The 19,972-nt window shown below is 64.9% G+C and carries 17 protein-coding genes; 11 read left to right on the forward strand and 6 right to left on the reverse strand.

Going from position 1 to position 19,972, the window contains the following annotated elements; all coding sequences use genetic code 11:
• Together purF and JTF07_RS15535 are read right to left on the reverse strand one after the other, a co-directional pair.
• Positions 1–1,482, reverse strand: a complete 1,482-nt coding sequence (gene purF / locus JTF07_RS15530; protein ID WP_204235099.1) for an amidophosphoribosyltransferase — start codon at positions 1,480–1,482, stop codon at positions 1–3.
• A gap of 44 nt (positions 1,483–1,526) precedes the next feature.
• Positions 1,527–1,982: a hypothetical protein gene (locus tag JTF07_RS15535; protein ID WP_204235100.1), complete on the reverse strand. Its 456-nt coding sequence runs from the start codon at positions 1,980–1,982 to the stop codon at positions 1,527–1,529.
• 160 nt (positions 1,983–2,142) lie between these two features.
• On the opposite strand from JTF07_RS15535, the gene JTF07_RS15540 reads away from it, so the two are divergent.
• Positions 2,143–3,123: a universal stress protein gene (locus JTF07_RS15540; RefSeq protein ID WP_204235101.1), complete on the forward strand. Its 981-nt coding sequence runs from the start codon at positions 2,143–2,145 to the stop codon at positions 3,121–3,123.
• 129 nt (positions 3,124–3,252) lie between these two features.
• On the opposite strand, the gene JTF07_RS15545 is transcribed toward JTF07_RS15540, so the two are convergent.
• The 4 genes from JTF07_RS15545 to JTF07_RS15560 are packed head-to-tail and all read right to left on the reverse strand — an operon-like array spanning position 3,253 to position 7,192.
• Positions 3,253–4,170 carry an EamA family transporter gene (locus JTF07_RS15545; protein ID WP_204235102.1) on the reverse strand — a complete coding sequence of 306 codons (918 nt, stop codon included), beginning with the start codon at positions 4,168–4,170 and terminating at the stop codon, positions 3,253–3,255.
• Between the two features lie 38 nt (positions 4,171–4,208).
• Positions 4,209–5,651 carry an aldehyde dehydrogenase family protein gene (locus tag JTF07_RS15550; RefSeq protein WP_204235103.1) on the reverse strand — a complete coding sequence of 481 codons (1,443 nt, stop codon included), beginning with the start codon at positions 5,649–5,651 and terminating at the stop codon, positions 4,209–4,211.
• On the reverse strand, positions 5,648–6,049 hold the full coding sequence (locus JTF07_RS15555; RefSeq protein ID WP_204235104.1) for a sterol carrier family protein: 402 nt from the start codon (positions 6,047–6,049) through the stop codon (positions 5,648–5,650). The genes JTF07_RS15550 and JTF07_RS15555 overlap by 4 nt, the downstream gene beginning before the upstream one ends.
• Before the next feature lie 15 nt (positions 6,050–6,064).
• Entirely contained in the window at positions 6,065–7,192 is a 1,128-nt protein-coding gene (locus JTF07_RS15560) for an asparaginase (RefSeq protein WP_204235105.1), read from the reverse strand.
• Between the two features lie 33 nt (positions 7,193–7,225).
• Here JTF07_RS15560 and purD point away from each other — a divergent pair, with 33 nt between their 5' ends.
• The 10 genes from purD to purQ all read left to right on the forward strand — a co-directional run bounded on the left by purD (position 7,226) and on the right by purQ (position 19,958).
• Complete coding sequence (gene purD, locus JTF07_RS15565; RefSeq protein ID WP_204235106.1) at positions 7,226–9,493, forward strand: phosphoribosylamine--glycine ligase; 2,268 nt, start codon at positions 7,226–7,228, stop codon at positions 9,491–9,493.
• A gap of 343 nt (positions 9,494–9,836) precedes the next feature.
• The gene (locus tag JTF07_RS15570) at positions 9,837–11,333 is read left to right on the forward strand and encodes an aminobutyraldehyde dehydrogenase (RefSeq protein WP_204235107.1); all 1,497 of its coding nucleotides are present in this window, start codon (positions 9,837–9,839) and stop codon (positions 11,331–11,333) included.
• 72 nt (positions 11,334–11,405) lie between these two features.
• Positions 11,406–13,097, forward strand: coding sequence for an amidohydrolase (locus JTF07_RS15575; protein WP_252199843.1), 1,692 nt, complete (start codon positions 11,406–11,408; stop codon positions 13,095–13,097).
• Positions 13,094–14,254 carry an ABC transporter ATP-binding protein gene (locus JTF07_RS15580; RefSeq protein ID WP_204235108.1) on the forward strand — a complete coding sequence of 387 codons (1,161 nt, stop codon included), beginning with the start codon at positions 13,094–13,096 and terminating at the stop codon, positions 14,252–14,254. Before JTF07_RS15575 ends, JTF07_RS15580 begins: the two co-directional genes overlap by 4 nt.
• A gap of 1 nt (position 14,255) precedes the next feature.
• Positions 14,256–15,419: a polyamine ABC transporter substrate-binding protein gene (locus tag JTF07_RS15585; RefSeq protein WP_252199864.1), complete on the forward strand. Its 1,164-nt coding sequence runs from the start codon at positions 14,256–14,258 to the stop codon at positions 15,417–15,419.
• Positions 15,416–16,360, forward strand: coding sequence for an ABC transporter permease (locus JTF07_RS15590; protein WP_252199844.1), 945 nt, complete (start codon positions 15,416–15,418; stop codon positions 16,358–16,360). The genes JTF07_RS15585 and JTF07_RS15590 overlap by 4 nt, the downstream gene beginning before the upstream one ends.
• Positions 16,361–16,364: 4 nt before the next feature.
• A complete protein-coding gene (locus JTF07_RS15595) occupies positions 16,365–17,228 on the forward strand; it encodes an ABC transporter permease (protein ID WP_204235110.1) in 864 nt (287 codons plus the stop codon).
• A 164-nt stretch (positions 17,229–17,392) separates the two neighbouring features.
• Positions 17,393–18,814, forward strand: a complete 1,422-nt coding sequence (locus JTF07_RS15600) for an NAD(P)/FAD-dependent oxidoreductase (protein ID WP_204235111.1) — start codon at positions 17,393–17,395, stop codon at positions 18,812–18,814.
• 152 nt (positions 18,815–18,966) lie between these two features.
• Positions 18,967–19,221, forward strand: a complete 255-nt coding sequence (gene purS, locus JTF07_RS15605; protein WP_143922322.1) for a phosphoribosylformylglycinamidine synthase subunit PurS — start codon at positions 18,967–18,969, stop codon at positions 19,219–19,221.
• Positions 19,221–19,958, forward strand: coding sequence for a phosphoribosylformylglycinamidine synthase subunit PurQ (purQ, locus tag JTF07_RS15610; RefSeq protein WP_204235112.1), 738 nt, complete (start codon positions 19,221–19,223; stop codon positions 19,956–19,958). Before purS ends, purQ begins: the two co-directional genes overlap by 1 nt.
• Positions 19,959–19,972 lie beyond the last annotated feature (14 nt).

The raw sequence follows: 19,972 nt of genomic DNA on the forward strand, positions 1-19,972 counted from the left end.
TCAACATCCTTTGTCGGCGGGGGTGTTGTTGACTGGGATCGGGTAAACGCCTGAGAAGCAGGCGGTGCACAGCTGGCTGCGCTCCTGCTGGGTGGCCTCGACCATCCCGTCGAGGGAGATGTATCCCAGGGAATCGGCGCCGAGGTTGTCGCGGATTTCGTCCATGTTCAGGCCGTTGGCGATGAGCTCGGCCCGGGTCGCGAAGTCGATGCCGTAGAAGCAGGGCCATTTGACCGGTGGAGAGGAGATGCGCACATGGATCTCTTTCGCCCCCGCTTCGCGGAGCATTCGCACGAGCGCGCGCTGAGTGTTGCCGCGCACGATCGAGTCGTCGACGACGACGAGGCGTTTGCCCTCGATGTTCTCACGCAGCGGATTGAGTTTGAGTCGGATGCCGCGCTGTCGCAGGGTGTCCGAGGGCTGGATGAATGTGCGCCCGACATAGGCGTTCTTCATCAGCCCCTGGCCGAAGGGTATGCCTGACTGTTCGGCATAGCCGACGGCGGCCGGTGTTCCCGATTCCGGTGTGGCGATGACGAGATCGGCATCGACGGGGAACTCGTCGGCCAGCTGGCGGCCCATCTGAGTCCTGGCCGCATGCACGGTCTTGCCGTTGAGCACACTGTCTGGCCGGGCCAGATACACGTACTCGAAGACGCAGCGAGCCTGGTCCTGTTCGGCGAAGCGGAAGGAGCGCAGACCGTCTTCGTCGATGGCGATGAGTTCGCCGGGTTCGACGTCGCGCACGAAGGAGGCACCGACGATGTCGAGAGCAGAGGTCTCGGATGCCACGACCCAGCCGTTCTCCATCCGGCCCAGCGACAGCGGCCGCACACCATGACGATCACGTGCGGCGTAGAGGGTGTTCTCGTCCATGAAGGCCAGGGAGAATGCACCGTCGACCTTGGGCAGGAGGTTGAGCGCGGCCTCGGTGAGGTTCTCGCCCTCTTCGGTGGCGAAGAGCTCGGTGACCAGGGAGGTGTCGTTGGACGAGTCCCGGAACGGTCGAGTCCGACTGACCTTCTTCGTCGCGTCCTTGACGACCTGGTCGGCGTCGTCACGACGGCCGTCGGCAAGAGCTTCGAGCTCATCGAAGTTCGTCAGATTGCCGTTGTGCGCCAGTGCCACTGTCCCGAACGGGGTGGGTCCCAAAGTGGGCTGGGCGTTCTCGAACGAGGGCGAGCCCGTCGTCGAATACCGCGTATGCCCGAGCGCGATGTGTCCCTGCAGAAGTTCGAGATCCCGCTCATGGAAGACCTGCGAGACCAGGCCCATATCGCGGTAGATCAGGATCTGCTTGCCGTTGCTGGCAGCGATGCCCGCGGACTCCTGTCCGCGGTGCTGCAGAGCGTAGAGCCCGAAGTAGGTGAGTTTGGCTATCTCCTCGCCCGGCGCCCAGACTCCGAATACTCCACAAGCATCCTGAGGTCCGCGGTCCAGGGGGTCGATTTCGTGCGTTAGTTGCCCGTCTCCTCTTGCCACGTGAAAGATTGTCTCACATCGGTGAGCCCTACTTCACAAGTGGATCAGACTCCGGAACTCGGGGCTTCGTTTCGGGGCTCGTCCTCGGCACTGTCGCTGTCGGTGCGGTTGTCGCCGGCCGCTTCCCCTGCCGAGGTGTCGCCCGAGGTGACATCGGCATCGGGATCTTCGCCGTTGGCTTCGGCGATGCGACGACGCGCGATCTCCTTCGGATCATCGACCATGTCGATCTCCGCGTCGACGCGGTACTTGCGGGACTTCCTCCGACCTATCCAATCGAGGAGCACCGCCAGCAGACCGCCGAGGAACAGTCCGCCCACGGCGAGGACGAGCAGCAGCAGCCCCGCTCCCTTGGCCACTGTGTAGCCGGTGGGCATCGCTTCGGGATCGACGAAGAGGGTGAGCACACCCGCGACGAGTACGCCGAGGATCGCGCCCAGTCCCATGAATACCGAGTACTTGGGGCTGCGACGAACGGCGACGTCGATCTGGTCCTTCATGATCTCCTTGGGCAGCAGTGTCGGTGGCGGGCCGTTGGTGCCCGCATTTCACGTCGCGGACAGTCTAGTCGAGAACTCTTTCGCCGACTCCCAGGCAGTTATGCGGCCGATCCCATAAGGTGGAAGCAGACACAGTAAGGCTTCTCACATAGGGGTGGACATGTCTCATACGATCATCGTCGGAGTCGACGGCTCCGCCAACAGTCAATGCGCACTGCAGTGGGCGATCAAACACGCACAGCTGACCTCCTCCGAGATTCGCCTCGTGGCGGCATACACCGTGCCCGGCGTCAATATGACCCAAGCGGATATCGTCTACCCGGCCGACTTCGACACGGAGGTCAAGCGGTCGGTGCAGAAGCTCGTCGACGACAACGCACGAACCGTCACCGATGCCTCGGTGCCGGTGTCGACCGTGGTCTTCCCGGGAGATGCCTCTGGGGCTTTGGTCGACAACTCGAAGAATGCCGATCTCGCGGTCATCGGCGCTCGTGGTCGCGGCGGGTTCGCCGGCCGCCTGCTGGGGTCCGTGGCCTTGGCGATGCCCGCGCACGGTCATTGCCCCACTGTGGTCATCCCCAGCACCTGGCCCCAACGCCCGATGCCCGAGCGGCCCCTGCCGATCGACCTGCCTGTGCGTTCCTCCGATGTGCAGACGGCCACCGCCGAATCCGGTGACAGGCGCCCCGACTTCACCGGTGAGATCGTCGCCGCGATCGATCCTTTCGAGACCGATGGGCCGGTCCTGCGTGAAGCCGCGCTGCAGGCTCGGATCTATGACCAGCCGCTGCACCTGGTCGGCATCACCGCGGCCCACGTGCTCTCGCCGGAATGGATGCCCAGCGAAACGCATCTCGAGAAGATGTACGACGAAGCCGTGACCTCTCGAGAAGAAGCCGTGCAGTCCCTCCAAGAGGAGTTCCCCGAGGTTGACGTTCGCTGGTCGATCTTCGATGCCCCCGCCACCGAGGTGCTCATCAGTGCCACCTACACCGCCGAACTCATGATCATCGGCTCCCGCGGCCGCGGCGGTTTCGTGTCGACGATCCTCGGGTCGACTTCCCAGGCCGTCCTCTCACACGCTGTGTGCCCGACCCGAGTGGTGCGCGTGCTCCGCCGGAAGGCGGCGAAGAAGCGCTGAAGCTGCGCCGCCACTACCGCGCTGTGACTCCCACTCCATTGCCGCTGGGTGAAAGTGCTGGCGTAGGGCACAAGTGCTCAACCTCAGCACTTCTGCCCAGCGGTGGCCTGGGGTGGGAATCTGGGAATCTCACCCGAGGGCGATGAGGCCGATGCCGGCGACGACGACCACCGCGCCGGTCAGCTTCATGCCGATGTTCTTCTCCCCGAAGATCCACCAGGCCAGCAGTGTGCCGACGATGATGGAGGTCTCCCGCACGGGAGCGACAAGGGACACCGGCGCCTGCTGCATCGCATACAGGACGAGCAGGTACGCCAGCGGGGAGAGGATGGCGACGGTGAGCAGGGCCCGTTTGTGTCCGACCAGGATCGCTGTGAAGTCCGCGCGACGTCCTGCACCTCCAGGGATCGTCACGATGCCCAACGCCATGATGGTCGCGACGCAGATTTCGGAGAGGGCGAAGTAGAGCAGCGGTGAGTCGGTGATGTGGTTGACGGAGAAGTCGTCCCACAGGGTGTACGAGGCGATGAAGGTTCCGATCAGGCCGCCCCAGGCCAGACCACGTCCCACGCCGTGGCTGTTTGTCCCGTAACCTCCGTTCGTCGTCCGGCCTCCGCCCACCCGCTTCGGGTGCACGGTCACGACCGCGATGCCGGCGAGGACGATGAAGGCGCCGATGGTCTCCGGTGCTGTGGGCCGCTCACCCAGGAACAGCACTGCGACGATGATCGTGATGATCGGCCCGACCCCGCGAGCCGTGGGATAGACGACGCCCAAAGGGGCATGGTCATAGCCGGACTGCAGGGACACAGAATAGGCGATGTGGAAGACCGCGCTGAGGGCGGCGGCGCCCAGCAGGCTCAGACTGAACTCATGTGTTCCGGAGACGAGCAGCCAGATCGCGATGGGGGCCAGCAGGATCGCCGACAGCCCGTGATAGGCCAGCACGAAGGCATAGCCCTTGCCGGACACCGACTTCGCCGCGATGTTCCACAGGGCATGGGCGAGTGAGGCGAAGAGCACCAGCCCGAGGACGGCAGGAGTCATCGACGACCGTGACCAGTCCGCATCACAGCGTCAGAACCTCACAGCTTCACGACAACGGTCTTCGTCTGCGTGTACTCATCGAAGGCTTCGATGGACTTCTCACGGCCGTAGCCGGACTTCTTGAACCCGCCGAAGGGCAGCTCCACGCCCCCGCCGGCACCGTAGGTGTTGATGAAGACCTGCCCGGCTTCGACCTCGGCGGCGACTCGGTGAGCCCGGGAGATGTTCTGCGTCCACAGGGCCGAGACCAAGCCATAGTCGGTGCCGTTGGCCAAAGAGATCGCCTCCTCTTCGTCGCCGAAGGTCATGGCCACGACGACGGGGCCGAAGACCTCCTCCTGCGCGATCCTCGACCCCGGGGACACATTGTCCACGAGCGTCGGAGTGATGAAGGCGCCGCCGGTGAGGTCCTCGGCGAGACCTTCGGGCCTGGTCCCTCCGGTGATGATCTGGGCGTTGCCGATGTCGGAGAGGAACCCTTCGACGCGGGACTGCTGCTTCTTCGAGATGAGGGGTCCGAGCATCGGGTCGTCGATGCCGTAGCCGATGGTGACTTTCTCCATCGCGGCTGCCATCTTCTCCACCACCTCGGCGTGGATGTCCTGGGCGACGATGAGTCGGGACCCGGCCGAGCAGGTCTGGCCGGCGTTCTGGATGATCGAACGCATCAGGGACGGGACCGCCGCGTCGACATCGGCATCGGAGAAGACGACGTTCGCGGACTTTCCGCCCAGTTCGAGCACCGTCGGGATGACCCGTTCGGCGGCGGCATGGGCGATCTGCGAACCGATCTGAGTCGAGCCGACGAATCCCAGGTGAGCGATGCCCGGGTGGGCTGCCAACGCGGCCCCCGCCTCGGCGCCCAGGCCTGTGACCACGTTGAACGCACCGGCAGGAAAACCAACGGAATGGATGAGTTCGGCCAGGCGGACCGTGGAGCGCGGCGTCTCGTCGGCGGGTTTGGCCACCGCGCAGTTGCCGGTGGCCAGCGAGGTCGCGGCGGCGCGTCCGATAAGTTGGAGCGGGTAGTTCCAGGCAACGATGTGCCCTGTCACGCCGTAGGGTTCGCGGCGCGTGTAGACGTGCATGTCCTCGGCCATGGGGATCGAGTGCCCGTAGTAGGACTCGATGGTGTGGCCGTAGAACTCGAAGTAGCGGGCGCAGACGTCAACATCGGCGTAGGCCTGGGTCAGCGGTTTGCCGGTGTCCTCGGATTCCAGTGCGGCCATCTCGTCGCGGTTGGCTCGGATCACTTCGGCGGTGGTGACGAGCAGCTTCGACCGCTGCTCGGTGCTCGAGCGCCTCCATTCCCTCTGCGCCCGGGCCGCTGCCTTGACCGCACGGTCGACCTCGTCGGCTCCGCCGCGGGAGACATCGCCGAGGTGTTCGCCAGTGGCCGGGTCGACGTTGGCGTAGGTGGTCAGGGAGGGAACATGGCGACCGCCGATGAATGAGGTGGTCTGGGTGATCTGGGCGTTCATCGCCGACCTTCCAATTCTGCTGAGGTGTACAGGGGAACGAAGTCGCTGATGTCGGCGCGTGTGCCCGAGGCATCAACCGCACCCTCGGCGAGCGCGGCGGAGAATTCGGTCGTGCCGGTCACGATCTCCAACCACACCTGCGCCGAGGTTTCGACGACGTTGGGCGGTGTGCCGCGGGTGTGCCGGGGCCCGGGAATGCACTGGGTGACACCGAAGGGCGGGACGCGGACTTCGACGCTGTTGCCCTCCGCCCGTGACGCGAGCTCCTCTAACGTGAACCGCACAGCCGTGGCCAGCGTCGACCGGTCTGCCGGTGCCGCGTCGGCCTCGGAGTGGGCCACCCACATCTCGAGTGCGTTGCGCCCCTCGTCGGGGTCAATCCTTCTGCGAATCGCCATCAGTGACTCTCCCTCTTACCTGATCTTCGCTACATCTTCGCCCAGCCCAAGCCTGCCCACAATGCCCGTCCGTCCCTCGGAATCGGTGCCGCCGGTGATCGGGTCGACGATGTGCGGGTACAAGTCCTCGAGTGTGCATTCGCTCATCGCGGAGACCCGGTGCTTGTCGTCGAACGCGCCGGCCAGCTCCAGCAGGTTGAGCGCGACCCACGTCGTGGGTCGCGAAGATCCGTCGAGGCATTTCAGAGCGACCGAGTACCCGGATTTCGTCGACATCGCGATGACGCCTTCGGCCCCGCCCTTAGAGAAGACGCCGAGGCTTTCGATGACCGTCGTATTCGGTTTGCCGTGGCCTTCGATCGCCCAGGGTTCAGCGAAGACGGCGTGCATGAGCGTGCGGGCCTCGCTGGCGTAGGAGGCATACGGCTCCCTCGCCGAGGTGGTCCTCGGGTCCTCGTCTGCAGTGGCAGCGTCTGCACTGCCCAGTCGCACCACACGACCGATCGCTCGGGCCAGCCCGGTGAGGCTGAGTGCGAAGACTGGGGCACCGCAGCCGTCCGTGCCCACGGCTGCCGGCGCCTCACCGGCGAAGGCTTCGACCACCTCGGCGACCCTCTTCTGCACGGGATGGTTCGGGTCGAGGTAACTTGCGGACTCCGCACCGATGGCCGTCGCGGCCATGAGGAACGCCGCATGCTTACCGGAGCAGTTGAAGTACAGGGGCGATGCCGGATCAGCGTCGTGTCGCCCGAGATGACGTGCGGTCTCCTGGAGGCTCCGACGGAAGGCACCATCGGCGGGGTGAGCGGACGGGCACTGCAGGTCATCCACACTCAAGCCGGCGGATTCGAGCATCCCGGCAACCGCCTCGGCGTGGCCGGCCTCGCATTTGTGGGACGCGGTCGCCAGTGCCGCCCAGGTGCCGGACACCTGCGCTCCGAGACTCATCGCGGCAATGGCCTGCAGCGGTTTGAGGCTCGACCGGGTGAACACCGGAGCCTCCGGCGCACCCAGGCTGATCAGGGGTGATCCATCCGGGTCGAGGACGACGGCGGAACCGATGTGGCGGGATTCGACGAACCCGCTGCGCTCGACGACGGCCAACTCGGCGGCGTCGGCGGAAACGAAAGTGGAACGAGTCACGCACTCAAGCCTACGACCTTATAGGCTGGTGGGGTGAAGGTTCTTGTCATCGGTTCGGGCTCCCGCGAACACGCCCTCGTCCTTGCTCTCAGTCGCGACCCCCAGGTCGACGCCGTCATCGCCGCACCCGGCAACCCGGGAATCGCAGCGATCGCGCACACCGAAGCCGTCGATATGAACGACTCCACCGCAGTCACGGCACTGGCGGAGGAACTCGACGTCGACCTCGTGGTCATCGGCCCCGAAGCGCCACTGGTCGCCGGGGTCGCCGACGCCCTGCGTGAGTCCTCGTTCCCGGTCTTCGGGCCCAGTTCCCAGGCCGCGGTCCTCGAAGGCTCGAAGGCGTTCGCCAAGGAGGTCATGGAGTCCGCGAATGTGCCCACCGCACGCACCGTGGTCGCCTATACCTCCGAAGAGGCGGCCGCCGCTCTGGATGACTTCGGTGCTCCGTACGTGGTCAAGGCCGATGGCCTGGCCGCGGGCAAGGGCGTCGTCGTGACCTCCGACCGCGCCGAGGCCCTGGCCCACGCCAGCTCCTGCCTCGAGGTCTCAGACAGGGTCGTCATCGAGGATTATCTCGACGGCCCCGAGGTCTCCCTCTTCGTCCTCTGCGACGGCCAGCACACTCTGCCGCTGGCTCCCGCTCAGGATTTCAAGCGCATCGGCGATGGTGACAGCGGCCCGAACACCGGTGGCATGGGCGCCTACTCACCGCTGCCGTGGCTCCCGGCCGGCACGGTCGACGACATCGTCAACACAGTCGCCCAGCCGGTCGTCGATGAGATGACCCGCCGCGGCACCCCGTTCGTCGGACTTCTCTACTGCGGGCTCGCCCTGACCTCGAAGGGCATGCGGGTCGTCGAGTTCAACGTCCGCTTCGGCGATCCAGAGACCCAGTCCGTGCTCTCACGTCTGCGCAGCCCGCTGGGCCAGACCATGCTCGCCGCCGCCGAGGGACGCCTCGACGAGGTCGGTGAACTCGACTGGGATCCGCGCACCTCGGTGACCGTGGTCATGGCCGCCGAGAACTACCCGAACACACCGCGCACCGGCGACATCATCCGCGGCCTCAACACGGCCGATGGGCTCGAGGACGTCCACATCCTCCACGCCGGGACCGCTCGTGCCACAGACACGGGCGCCGGATTCGCCCCCGAGGACACCGTCATCTCCGAGGACGTCGCCGAGACCGGAGACATCGTCACCGCCGGCGGACGCGTGCTCTCCGTCGTCTCGCTGGGCACAGGACTCCATGAAGCCCGGGCCAAGGCCTACGCGGCTGTGGACGAGGTCAAGTGGGACGGTGAGCAGCACCGCACCGACATCGCCGAGGTGGCCGCTCGCGGGCAGATCACCGTGGCCGACATCTACCCTGCACCCGAAGAGGCAACGGCCGCGGCGGGGCTCGACTCCACGGCGCCCGAACTTCCGGGGTGGACGCATGTCTACTCGGGCAAGGTCCGCGACCTCTACATTCCCGACACGGCCGCCGATGCGGCTTCGGCGAAGCAGCTGCTCATGGTCGCCTCGGATCGCATCTCCGCCTATGACTGGGTTCTCGACTCCGAGATCCCGGACAAGGGGAAGGTGCTGACCGGGCTGAGCCTGTGGTGGTTCGACCAGCTCTCCGAGGTCATCGGCAACCATGTCATCAGCTCCGATGTTCCTGAGGCAGTGGCCGGTCGCGGCCTCATCGTCAAGAACCTGTCGATGCTGCCCATCGAATGCGTGGCCCGCGGCTACCTCACCGGCTCCGGGATGGCTGACTACAAGGCCACGGGCTCCGTGTGCGGAATCCAGCTGCCGGCGGGCCTCATCGAAGCCGACCGCTTGGAGCCTGCGATCTTCACGCCCGCGACCAAGGCTGATCTGGGAGACCACGACGAGAACGTCAGCTTCGCCCAGATCACAGAGACCATCGGCACCGAGGCAGCCGAGAAGGTCCGCGACCTGACGATCGAGATCTACCAGCGGGCCGAAGCGATCGCCCGTGAACGCGGCATCATCCTCGCCGACACGAAGTTCGAGTTCGGGACACTGCCTGACGGGACGATGGTCCTCGGCGACGAGGTGCTGACCCCGGATTCCTCGCGCTTCTGGGATGCGGCGAGCTACGAATCGGGTCAGCCGCAGGCGAGCTTCGACAAGCAGTTCGTCCGCGACTGGCTGACTGGTGAGTCCGGCTGGGACAAGTCCTCGGACACTCCCCCACCGCCCCTTCCCGCCGAGGTGGTCGACAAGACCCGCGCCCGCTACATCGAGGCCTTCGAGAAGCTCACCGGCCAGAAGTTCCCCGGCTGAGGCTGGTCACAGCCGGGCCGCCTCTCACACCGACACACCGCCGCACCGAGACAACGCCGCACCGCCGATACAACACTGCATGAACAGTGGTGTCGGCGGTGCGGCGTTGCCTCGAGGCGCGTGCTGACCCCGGCTGCAAGCAACGACATAGCGCGAAAATCGCAGGCGCGACCACTGATTCAGCAGGGGAATATGCTGGGTGGTAATTGTTTTCAGCTCGAATCCGTCTCACACAACGGAATCGGTGGATTCAACCCACTGATTCCGATACTCTGTGTGATCAGGCCCACACTGGTCCGCGCAGGCTCACACACAGACGTGCAACTCGGTTGGAAGTGACGACATGCATTATTGGAACGGCACCTATCACGAAGGCAGCGGTGACAGCTTCAGCCTCATCAACCCCGCCACCGGTGAGACGATCGGTGAGTACGCGCTCGCCAACGCCGAGGATGTCAATGAAGCCGTCGCCTCGGCGAAGGCCGCCTATCCCGCCTTCAAAGCACTCACCCCTGGCGAGCGCGCGGAGCTGATGCTCGGCCTCGCCACCCAGCTCGAGGCTCGCGCCGACGAACTCGCCGAACTCGAGTCGCAGCAGACAGGCAAGTCCATCCGCCTGGCCAAGGAATTCGATGTGCCCGGCTCAATCGACAACGCGAAGTTCTTCGCCGGGGCCGCCCGGCAGCTCACCGGTTTGGCCGCCGGCACCTATTGGGAGAAGTCGACGTCGATGACCAGGCGCGAACCCCTCGGCGTGGTCGGCTCCATCGCCCCGTGGAACTACCCGCTGCAGATGGCCGCATGGAAGATCTTCCCCGCCGTCGCAGCCGGCAACACGATCGTGCTCAAGACCTCGGAGATGACTCCCGGAACCTCACTCATCCTCGCCGAGGCTGCCACCGCCGCCGGCTTCGCCCCCGGTGTCATCAACGTCATCGCCGGTGATGGGCTCGAGGCCGGCGAAGCACTCATCACCCACCCCGATGTCGTCATGTCCTCGTTCACAGGATCGACGAAGGTGGGCCGACGCATCATGGAACTCGCCGCGGCGAAGGGCTCTCGCGTCCACCTCGAACTCGGCGGCAAGGCCCCGTTCGTCGTCTTCGACGATGCCGACATCGAAGCCGCCGCCCGCGGTGCCGTGGCCGGGTCGCTCATCAACTCCGGCCAGGACTGCACCGCGGCGACCAGGGCCATCGTCGCCCGCGAACACTTCGAAGCCTTCACAACCCGCGTCACCGAACTCATGGACGGCGTCCGCGTGGGCAACCCGTCGAACCCTGCCACGGACATGGGCTCCCTCATCTCGCTGACCCACCGCTCACGTGTCGCCGACATGGTCGACCGCGCCCGCACCGCCGGGGCCACGATCCACTGCGGCGGCGAGATTCCGACGACGAACCACCTCGGCGAGTCTCTGCCCGGGGACACCGACTCAACGGCGTACTACGCACCCACCCTCATCAGCGGAATCGACACCGACGCCGAGGTGTGGCGGGAGGAGATCTTCGGCCCCGTCCTCGTCGCGATCGCCTTCGACACCGATGACGAGGCCATCGAACTGGCCAACGACACCCCCTACGGGTTGGCGGCGAGCGCCTGGACGACGACCACGAACCGGACGCTGCGTGCCGCGGCCGACATCGAAGCCGGATGCGTGTGGATCAACGAGCACATCCCGATCGTCTCCGACATGCCTCACGGCGGATACAAGGCCTCCGGATTCGGAAAGGACATGAGCCAGTACTCGTTCGATGAGTACACGCAGGTCAAGCACGTCTTCATCGACCAACACGAGGATCCGCACCACGAATGGCAGGACACCATCTTCACGTCCTGACATTCTGCCGCGGGCTGCCGGTCACGGGCTCGGGCACGAACGGATAACAGCGAGCCCGAACCCTGTGGCCCGATGCCCCGGTGGACATACAATGACATCCTGCCAAGTGCGTCCAGCGCGCTCGGCCTCACCTTCGACAAGGAAGTCGGGAGGAACATGAACCTCGACGTTCTCGACGTCAGCATCTTCGACGGACACTCGGTCCTGCCTGCGAACCGCATCAGCATCCGCGAGGGAATCATCACCGAGATCGGCACCGGAGCGGCCGCGGACCCTTCCGAACGCACCATCACGGCCACGGGAAAGCTGATCACACCCGGATTCGTCGACGCCCATGTGCACACCACCTTCGGCGGACAGGAGTCCCTGGCCTGCGATCTCAGCGAAGCACAGGGCCTCGAGGCCTCGCTTGAGGCGATTCGCGACTATGTGACCGCGACAGACGACAGTTGGGTCACCGGCGGCGGCTGGTCGATGGCCGACTTCCCCGGGGGTGCACCGACCGCTGTGATCCTCGACGAGCTGAGCCCGGACCGGCCCGTCATCCTGCTCAGCGCGGACCATCACTCGGCGTGGGTGAACACGCGGGCCATGGATCTCGCCGGTCTCGATGCCTCCACACCCACCCCGCCCGATGGCGTCATCGAGAAGGACGAAGCGGGGGCACCGACCGGGTGCCTGCACGAATCGGCCATGGATCTCGTCTCCGTCCATGTCCCGGCCGCCACCGACGCCGACATCCGCGCCGGACTCCTCGCCGGACAGTCCTCCCTCCATGCGTTCGGCGTCACCGCCTGGATGGACGCCATCGTCGGCGACTACTCCGGCCACCGCTCCCCCTTCGACGCCTACATCGAAGCAGAGGACACGGGCGATCTGACCGCCGAGGTTGTCGGTAGCCTGTGGTGGCCCCGTGACGTCGACGACATCGATGCCCAGGTCGCAGCCCTGCTCGAACAGCGGCGAACTCACGGGGCCTTCCGCACCACCTCGGTGAAGTTCATGCTCGACGGCATCGTCGAATCCCGGACCGCCGCGATGAGTGCCGAATACAGCTGCGCCTGCGGCGGATTCGGCACCAGCTACTTCACCCGTGAGCACCTGCACCGGGCCTTCGCCGCCCTCGACGCGGCAGGCTTCGACATCCACTGCCATGCGATCGGTGATGCGGCGAACAAGGCGGCCCTCGACGCCTTCGAAGCCATCGGGAACAGCGTTCGCCGACACCACATCGCCCACGTTCAGGTCGTCGATCCCGTCGACATCGGCCGATTCGCTCAACTCGGAATCACCGCGAACCTGCAGGCGCTGTGGGCCTGCCACGACCAGCAGCTGCTCGACCTCAACCTCCCCTACCTCGGGACCGAACGCTCCCGCTGGCTCTATCCGTTCAAGTCCTTCGCCGATGCCGGCACACACTTGGCGATGGGGTCGGATTGGCCGGTCTCGACGCCGAACCCGTGGGAGGCCATCCACGTGGCAGTCAACCGCTCACATCCCGACGCCGGCGACCCGGCTCCGCTGCTGCCCGAGCAGGCCATCGACCTGTCGACGGCGCTGCGAGCCTACACGTCGGGTTCCGCGCATCTGCTGCGCTCGGAAGCCAACGGATCGATCCGCACCGGCCAGATCGCGAACCTCGCGCTGGCCAGCGTCGACCCCTTCACCCTCGACCCCGGCAGGCTCGCCTGGGTGCACAACGAAATGACGATCGCAGGCGGCCGCATCGTCCACGACGCCATCGCCGCTGAAAGGCAATCATGACCACGACAGCCACTCCCGATGCACCGACGCCCACACAGCTTCAGCACTTGGAAGTCCAAGGGGTGAAGAAGGTCTTCGGCAACAACACCGCGATCGAAAGGCTCGATCTGTCGGTGCGCAAGGGCGAGTTCCTCTCACTGCTGGGGCCCTCCGGCTGCGGCAAGACGACCCTGCTGCGCATGATCGCCGGTTTCGAAGCCCCCACCGACGGCGCGATCCTGCTCTCGGGCCAGGACATCGTCAGCCTCCCGCCGCACCGCCGGCCGGTCAATACGGTGTTCCAGTCCTATCTGCTCTTCCCGCATATGAACATCGCCGACAACATCGCCTACGGCCTCAAACAGTCCAAGACTCCGAAGTCGGAGATCGCGGAGAGGGTCCGTGAGGTTCTCGCCCTGGTCCAGATGGAGGACTTCGCCGGGCGCAAACCCGAACAGCTCTCCGGCGGTCAGCAGCAGCGCATCGCGCTGGCCCGCGCCCTGGTCAACCGTCCGCAGGTCCTTCTCCTCGACGAACCGATGTCAGCTCTGGACCGGAAGCTGCGTGAGGAGATGCAGCTCGAGCTCAAACGCCTCCACACCCGCCTGGACACGACCTTCGTCTTCGTCACCCACGATCAGGACGAGGCGCTGGCGATGAGCGACCGGATCGTCGTCATGTACAACGGCGTGATCCAGCAGATCGGCTCCGGCGAAGACATCTACGCCAATCCAGTCAACGGCTTCGTGGCCGGCTTCATCGGCAAACAGAACTTCGTCCCCGCCGAGGTGACCGACATCAACGGTTCCACCGCGACGCTGAGAACGGCGAACGCAGTCATGGAGACGCCCACCCTCGACATCCGACCCGCCTCGGCGTCAGGGACGGCTTCGACGCTGAGCGTCGGAGACAAGGTGCGCGCTGCCATTCGTCCCGAGCGCATGCGCGTCGCCCCTGCCGGGACCGATGGCTTGGCCGCGAACTCCGCTCGTGGTCGGATCCTGTCGGTGTCATTTCTCGGCGACGTCATCCAGTACATGCTTGTGGCCGGGGACAACGATGAGCTCCTGGCTCGGGTGCCGGCCGCCGGCAACGACGTGCTTGCCGCCGACGCCGAGGTGGATCTGAGTTGGAATGCCGACGACGTGGCCGTCTATGACTATGAGAGCGGTGTCTGAGATGGCGGGCAGGATCCCCGATGTGCATTTCCTGGCGCCCCGGGCCGCCTCGACGAGGCTGAGCAGGCGAGCGCTCCTAGCCGGGTTCGGTGTCGTCGGTCTGGGCGCTCTGAGCGCCTGTGGCCGCAACACGACGATGGCCGCTTCACCTCCCACGGACGGTGAGCTCGAGTCGAAGCTCAACCTCTACTCCTGGGGCGACTACGACAACCCTGAACTCATCGAAGCATTCAAAGCGAAGAACGACGTGCTCGTCCAAGTCGACTCCTACGGGTCGAACGAGGAGCTCATCGCGAAGCTCTCCACCTCGCGCGGAACCTCGGGCTATGACGTGGTGGTGCCGACGGGATCGAACATTCCGCAGATGCTCAAACATGATCTGCTCCAGGAGCTCGACCTCGATCTCATCCCGAACTTCACACACATGGACCCGAACTTCACACACCAGTACTTCGATCCCGACAACACGTATTCGATCTGCAAGGCATGGGGGACCACGGGCTTCGTCTACAACACGAAGAAGATCACTCACGAGATGACGAGTTGGCAGGACTTCATCGACACCGCACAGAAGGAGGCGGCCGGGACCACCTCGCTGCTCGAGGACCCGTGGGAAGTCTCAGCCATCGCCCTGGCGGCTCTGGGCTACAGCCTCAACACCCAGGACGAGAAAGAACTCGAGGAGGCACGCAGCATCGTCCTCGACAAGCTCGCACCGAACACGAAAGCCTATATCGGCAATGTCGCCACGGGCATGATCCAGGGCAGCTTCACCTTGCTGCAGGCCTTCAACGGCGATGCCCGACAGGGACTGTCCGAGGCAGCCGATCCGGAGAACTGGAAGTTCGTGTTCCCGACTCCCTCGGCGAATCTGTGGATGGACTGCTGGGCCATCGCCACCGGCGCTCAGCATCCCGACTCCGCCCATGCCTTCATCAATCAGATGATCTCTCCCGAGACCGCGGTCGAACAGCTCGACTACATCGGCTACCCGATCGGTACGAAGGGCCTGGCGGAACAGGCGAAGAAGGCCGATCTCGACGAGCAGGACCTCATCTTCCCAGCTCAGAAGGTCCTCGACCGTCTTGAACCCAGCAAGCAGACCCCGGCCGATCAGATCCGCACGAAGATCTACGCCGATGCGCAGGCAAGGAGCGGAGCATGAGCACGCACGCAGCCAAATCAACGCCCGCGAAGAAGCCAGGAGGCATGTCCGCGAGGTTCTTCGGCGCCTCGGCCATGTCGTTCCCAACCTGGGCGTATGCGCTGTTCTTCTTCATCATTCCCGTGGCGCTGGTCATCTTCTACAGCTTCGGCTACAAACCCGACGAGTTCACGGCTGTGGCCACCGATCGTCTCTCCTTCGACCGGTATCCCGAGGCCATGTCGGCCAGCTTCGTGTCGACGTTCTTCGCGACCCTGCGGATCTCCATCGTCGGCACTATCCTGTGTCTGATCATCTCCCTGCCCTTCGCCTACTGGTTGGCCATCAAGGTGTCGCCGGCCCGCAGATCCTTGGCGCTGGCCCTGGTCATGGTTCCGTTCTGGACGAACTTCCTCGTCCGCACCCTGGGGTGGCAGATCATGCTCTCCCCCGATGGATTCCTCTCGAAGTGGATGCAGGGCCTGGGAATGCTCGACGGACCGCTCGACATCCTCTACACGCGATCGGCGGTCCAGATCGGCGTCGTCTACAACTATCTGCCGCTGATGATCCTGCCGCTCTTCGTCGCCATCGATGCCTCGGGACAGAAGCTGCGCGAAGCCAGCTACGACCTCGGCGCTGGCAAGGTCACGACGTTCCTGCGGGTGACGCTGCCGATGGCGATGCCAGGAGTCGTCTCGGGCTGCCTGCTCGTGTTCATCCCACTCAACGGTGACTACGTCACGGCGACCGTCCTCGGCGGGGCCAGTGGTTCGATGATCGGGCAGCTCATCGCCAACCAATTCAACACGGCCCAGAACTGGGCGGTCGGCGCGGCCATGGCGGTGATCTTGATCCTCGCGACTCTGGCGGTCGTCGGGGTCGGATTCGGCCTGCTCAAACTGGGGCAGACAATCGCGGCCAGACTGAACAGTGTGCCGCTGAAAGATGGGAGGGCCTGAGAAGATGTCGAAGAAGAATACGTTCGCCCGCCGAACCCCGACAGACATCGGACTCCACGTCTGGGGGATCCTGGTCTTCGCCTACCTGTTCATCCCGATCGCAGTCATCATCGCGTACTCGTTCAACACCGGCAAGGTGCTCGCGAACTTCCGCGGCTTCGGTCTCGACGCCTATGTCTCCGGGATCAACAACGACATCATCATCTCCTCGGTCGTCACGAGCCTCCAAGCCGCTGTGGGTGCCGCACTCGTCTCAACGATCTTCGGCACTCTCGGCGGTGTGGCTTTGGCCAGGGCACCGAAGGGCGCCTGGTGGGCGCTGGGCCTGACCGCGATTCTGGGCCTCACCCTAGTCACCCCTGAGATCGTCGACGGCATCTCGTTCCTCCCGTGGTTCGTCACCGTCGGGGTCGACTGGGGCATCACACCGCTGAACAACGGCCTGGTCAGGCTCATCATCTCCCACGCGATGTTCTCCATGGCGATCGTGACGTTCATCGTGCGCGCCCGACTGGCCGGCATCGACACCCAGCTCGAAGATGCAGCCGCGGACCTGGGGGCGACGCCGTGGAACCGGTTCAAGGACATCACCTTGCCGATCGCGGCTCCCGGCATCCTCGCCGGTGCGCTGATGTCGTTCACGGTCAGCCTCGACAACACGATCCTCTCGAGCTTCGTCCAGCAGCCCGGCTACACCCCGTGGCCGGTCTACATCTTCTCTGCCGTCAGGGTGGCGCTGCGTCCAGAAGTCGCGGCGATCTCAACCCTGATGTTCTTCCTCACCCTCCTGGCCTTGGCCTTCGTCGGCTTCGTATTGCGCAAGGCGGGTGGAAGTCCGACAGAGATCATCAAGACGATGGCCGGATGACCCCCTCACCGAAGCAGGCGGGCGGCCTCGCCGAGGTGGCTCCTGGGACTCGAGGGCTGCCACCACTGCAATGATTGCCGCAAAGCAGAATACGAATGCCGACAGTTGGCAGATGAATGCCGTCGGGCCGCAGACGAATGCGGTCAGACAGAAGGAGAGATGACATGGACGTCAATGCCGCACTGGCCGACGCCTCCACCGTGCCGTTCTGGCTCGATTCCGCGCAGCGCCCGGATCCCCTGCCGCCGCTGACTCACGACGTTGAGGCCGATCTCGTCATCGTCGGGGGTGGTTTCACCGGGCTGTGGACGGCACTGCAGGCAAAGGAGCGTGACCCGAAGCGCCATGTCGTCCTGGTCGAGGCCAATTCGATCGGTTGGGCCGCCTCTGGCCGCAACGGCGGGTTCTGCGCGGCCAGCCTGACCCACGGCTATGACAACGGTGAGTCCCATCTGCCGAATGAGAACGAACGCCTGGCACAGTTGGGGCGGGAGAACCTCGATGCGATCGGCGCGGCCGTGACCAGATACGGCATGGACGTCGAGTTCGAACGCACCGGTGAACTCGACGTCGCGACCGAGGACTACCAGGTCCAGGAGCTGCGAGAAGCACATGACCCAGAGGCCGGTTTCATCTTCTACAACCAGCAAGAGCTGGCTCAGATCGTGAAGTCCCCGACCTACAAGGGCGCCCTCTGGGACTCGCGCGAGGTCGCCATGGTCAACCCTGCCAAGCTGTGCTGGGAGCTGCTGCGGGTCATCAGGGAGCTCGGCGTCGAGGTCTTCGAAGGTACGAAGGTCACGGATGTCAGTGACCGGAAGTCGACGATCCAGATCACGACTCTGGTGACTGCCCAGAGTTCGGAGGACTGCAGAGCCGCTGCCTGCAGCATCATCACAGCCGATCGCGTTGCCTTGGCCACGAACGTCTTCCCGTCGCTGCTCAAGCGAGCCAGTCTCCATACCGTCCCCGTCTACGACTATGCCCTGATGACCGAACCGCTCAGCGATGAGCAGCTGGAGTCCATCGGCTGGAGCGGACGGCAGGGCATCGGCGACTGCGCGAACCGGTTCCACTACTACCGGCTCTCGGCCGACAATCGCATCCTCTTCGGCGGATGGGACGCCGTCTACCACTACGGGAGGCAGGTGTCGTGGAAGTACGACCAGCGCCCCGAGACCTTCGAGACCCTGGCCGAGCACTTCTACGAGACCTTCCCCCAGCTGTCTGATCTGACGTTCAGCCACAAATGGGGTGGGCCGATCGACACCTGCTCGCGCTTCTTCTCCTTCTTCACCACGGCCTACGGCAAGAAGGTCGCGATGGCCGCCGGCTTCACCGGACTGGGCGTGGGCGCGTCACGATTCGCCGGTACGGTCATGCTCGACCTGCTGTCCGGGCAGGACACCGAGCTGACCCAGCTGGAGATGGTGCGCAAGCTGCCACTGCCCTTCCCGCCCGAACCGGTGGCCTGGCTGGGCATCCAGATGACGACGAATGCGATGATCAAAGCCGACAACAACGAAGGCCGACGAGGTCCGCTGCTCAAAGCTCTCGATGCTGTGGGCATGGGCTTCGACTCCTGACGCAACCGGTGGCGTCCGGGCAACCGGTGGCGTCCGGGCAACCGGTGGCGTCCGCAGCTCGGACCGAAGGCGGGAGTTCCTTCCGCGCTTGATAGACTTTCAGCGAGCGCGGGAGGAACTCCCGAACACTTTCTTGAAGGAGCAGAACACGCATGGCACGTGTCGTCGTTGAGGTGATGCCCAAACCCGAGATTCTTGACCCTCAGGGTAAGGCGATCTCCGGTGGAATGTCCCGACTCGGCTTCACCGGTTTCGGTGAGGTCCGGCAGGGGAAGCGCTTCGAACTCGAGGTCGCGGGTGAGGTCACCGAGGAGGTTCTCGCGCAGGCTCGTGAGGCGGCGGAGAAGCTCCTGTCCAACCCGGTCATCGAGAACGTCGTGGCCGTTCGCGCCGTCGAGGAAGCCTGATGACCGCAGTCGTCACCGACCCAACCATCGCCGAGGCGGGTGCTGAGTCCGGAATCTCGATCGGTGTAGTGACGTTCCCCGGCACCCTCGACGATCGTGATGCCGCACGTGCGGTTCGTCTTGCGGGGGCGAAGCCGGTCAACCTGTGGCATGCCGATTCCACTCTTGCCGGTGTCGACGGTGTCATTCTGCCCGGTGGGTTCTCCTATGGGGACTACCTGCGCTGCGGCGCGATCGCGGGCTTCGCTCCGATCATGGAGGCCGTCGTCTCCGCCGCCAACGCCGGAATGCCGGTCCTGGGCATCTGCAACGGATTCCAGATCCTGTGCGAATCGCACCTGCTGCCTGGCGCCCTCATCCGCAATGACCACCAGCATTTCATCTGCCGTGACCAGGAACTGGTCGTGGAGAACACGAATACTGCCTGGACCGGTGACTACTCACAGGGGCAGACCATTCGCATTCCGCTGAAGAACGGTGAAGGCGGGTTCGTTGCCACCGACGAGGTTCTCGACGAACTCGAGGGCTCCGGCCGCGTGGTCTTCCGCTATCAGGGGTTCAACCCCAACGGTTCTCTGCGTGACATCGCCGGCATCACGAATGAAGCCGGAAACGTCGTGGGGCTCATGCCTCACCCCGAACACGCTGTCGAGGCAGGTTTCGGACCCGAAGACGGCGGCGGCATCGACGGTCAGGGGTTCTTCTCTTCGGCCGTACGCACTCTGGTCAGGGGCTGAGCTCACAGACCGGT

It is taken from the genome of Brevibacterium sp. RIT 803, from assembly GCF_016892625.1.
GTDB lineage: Bacteria > Actinomycetota > Actinomycetes > Actinomycetales > Brevibacteriaceae > Brevibacterium.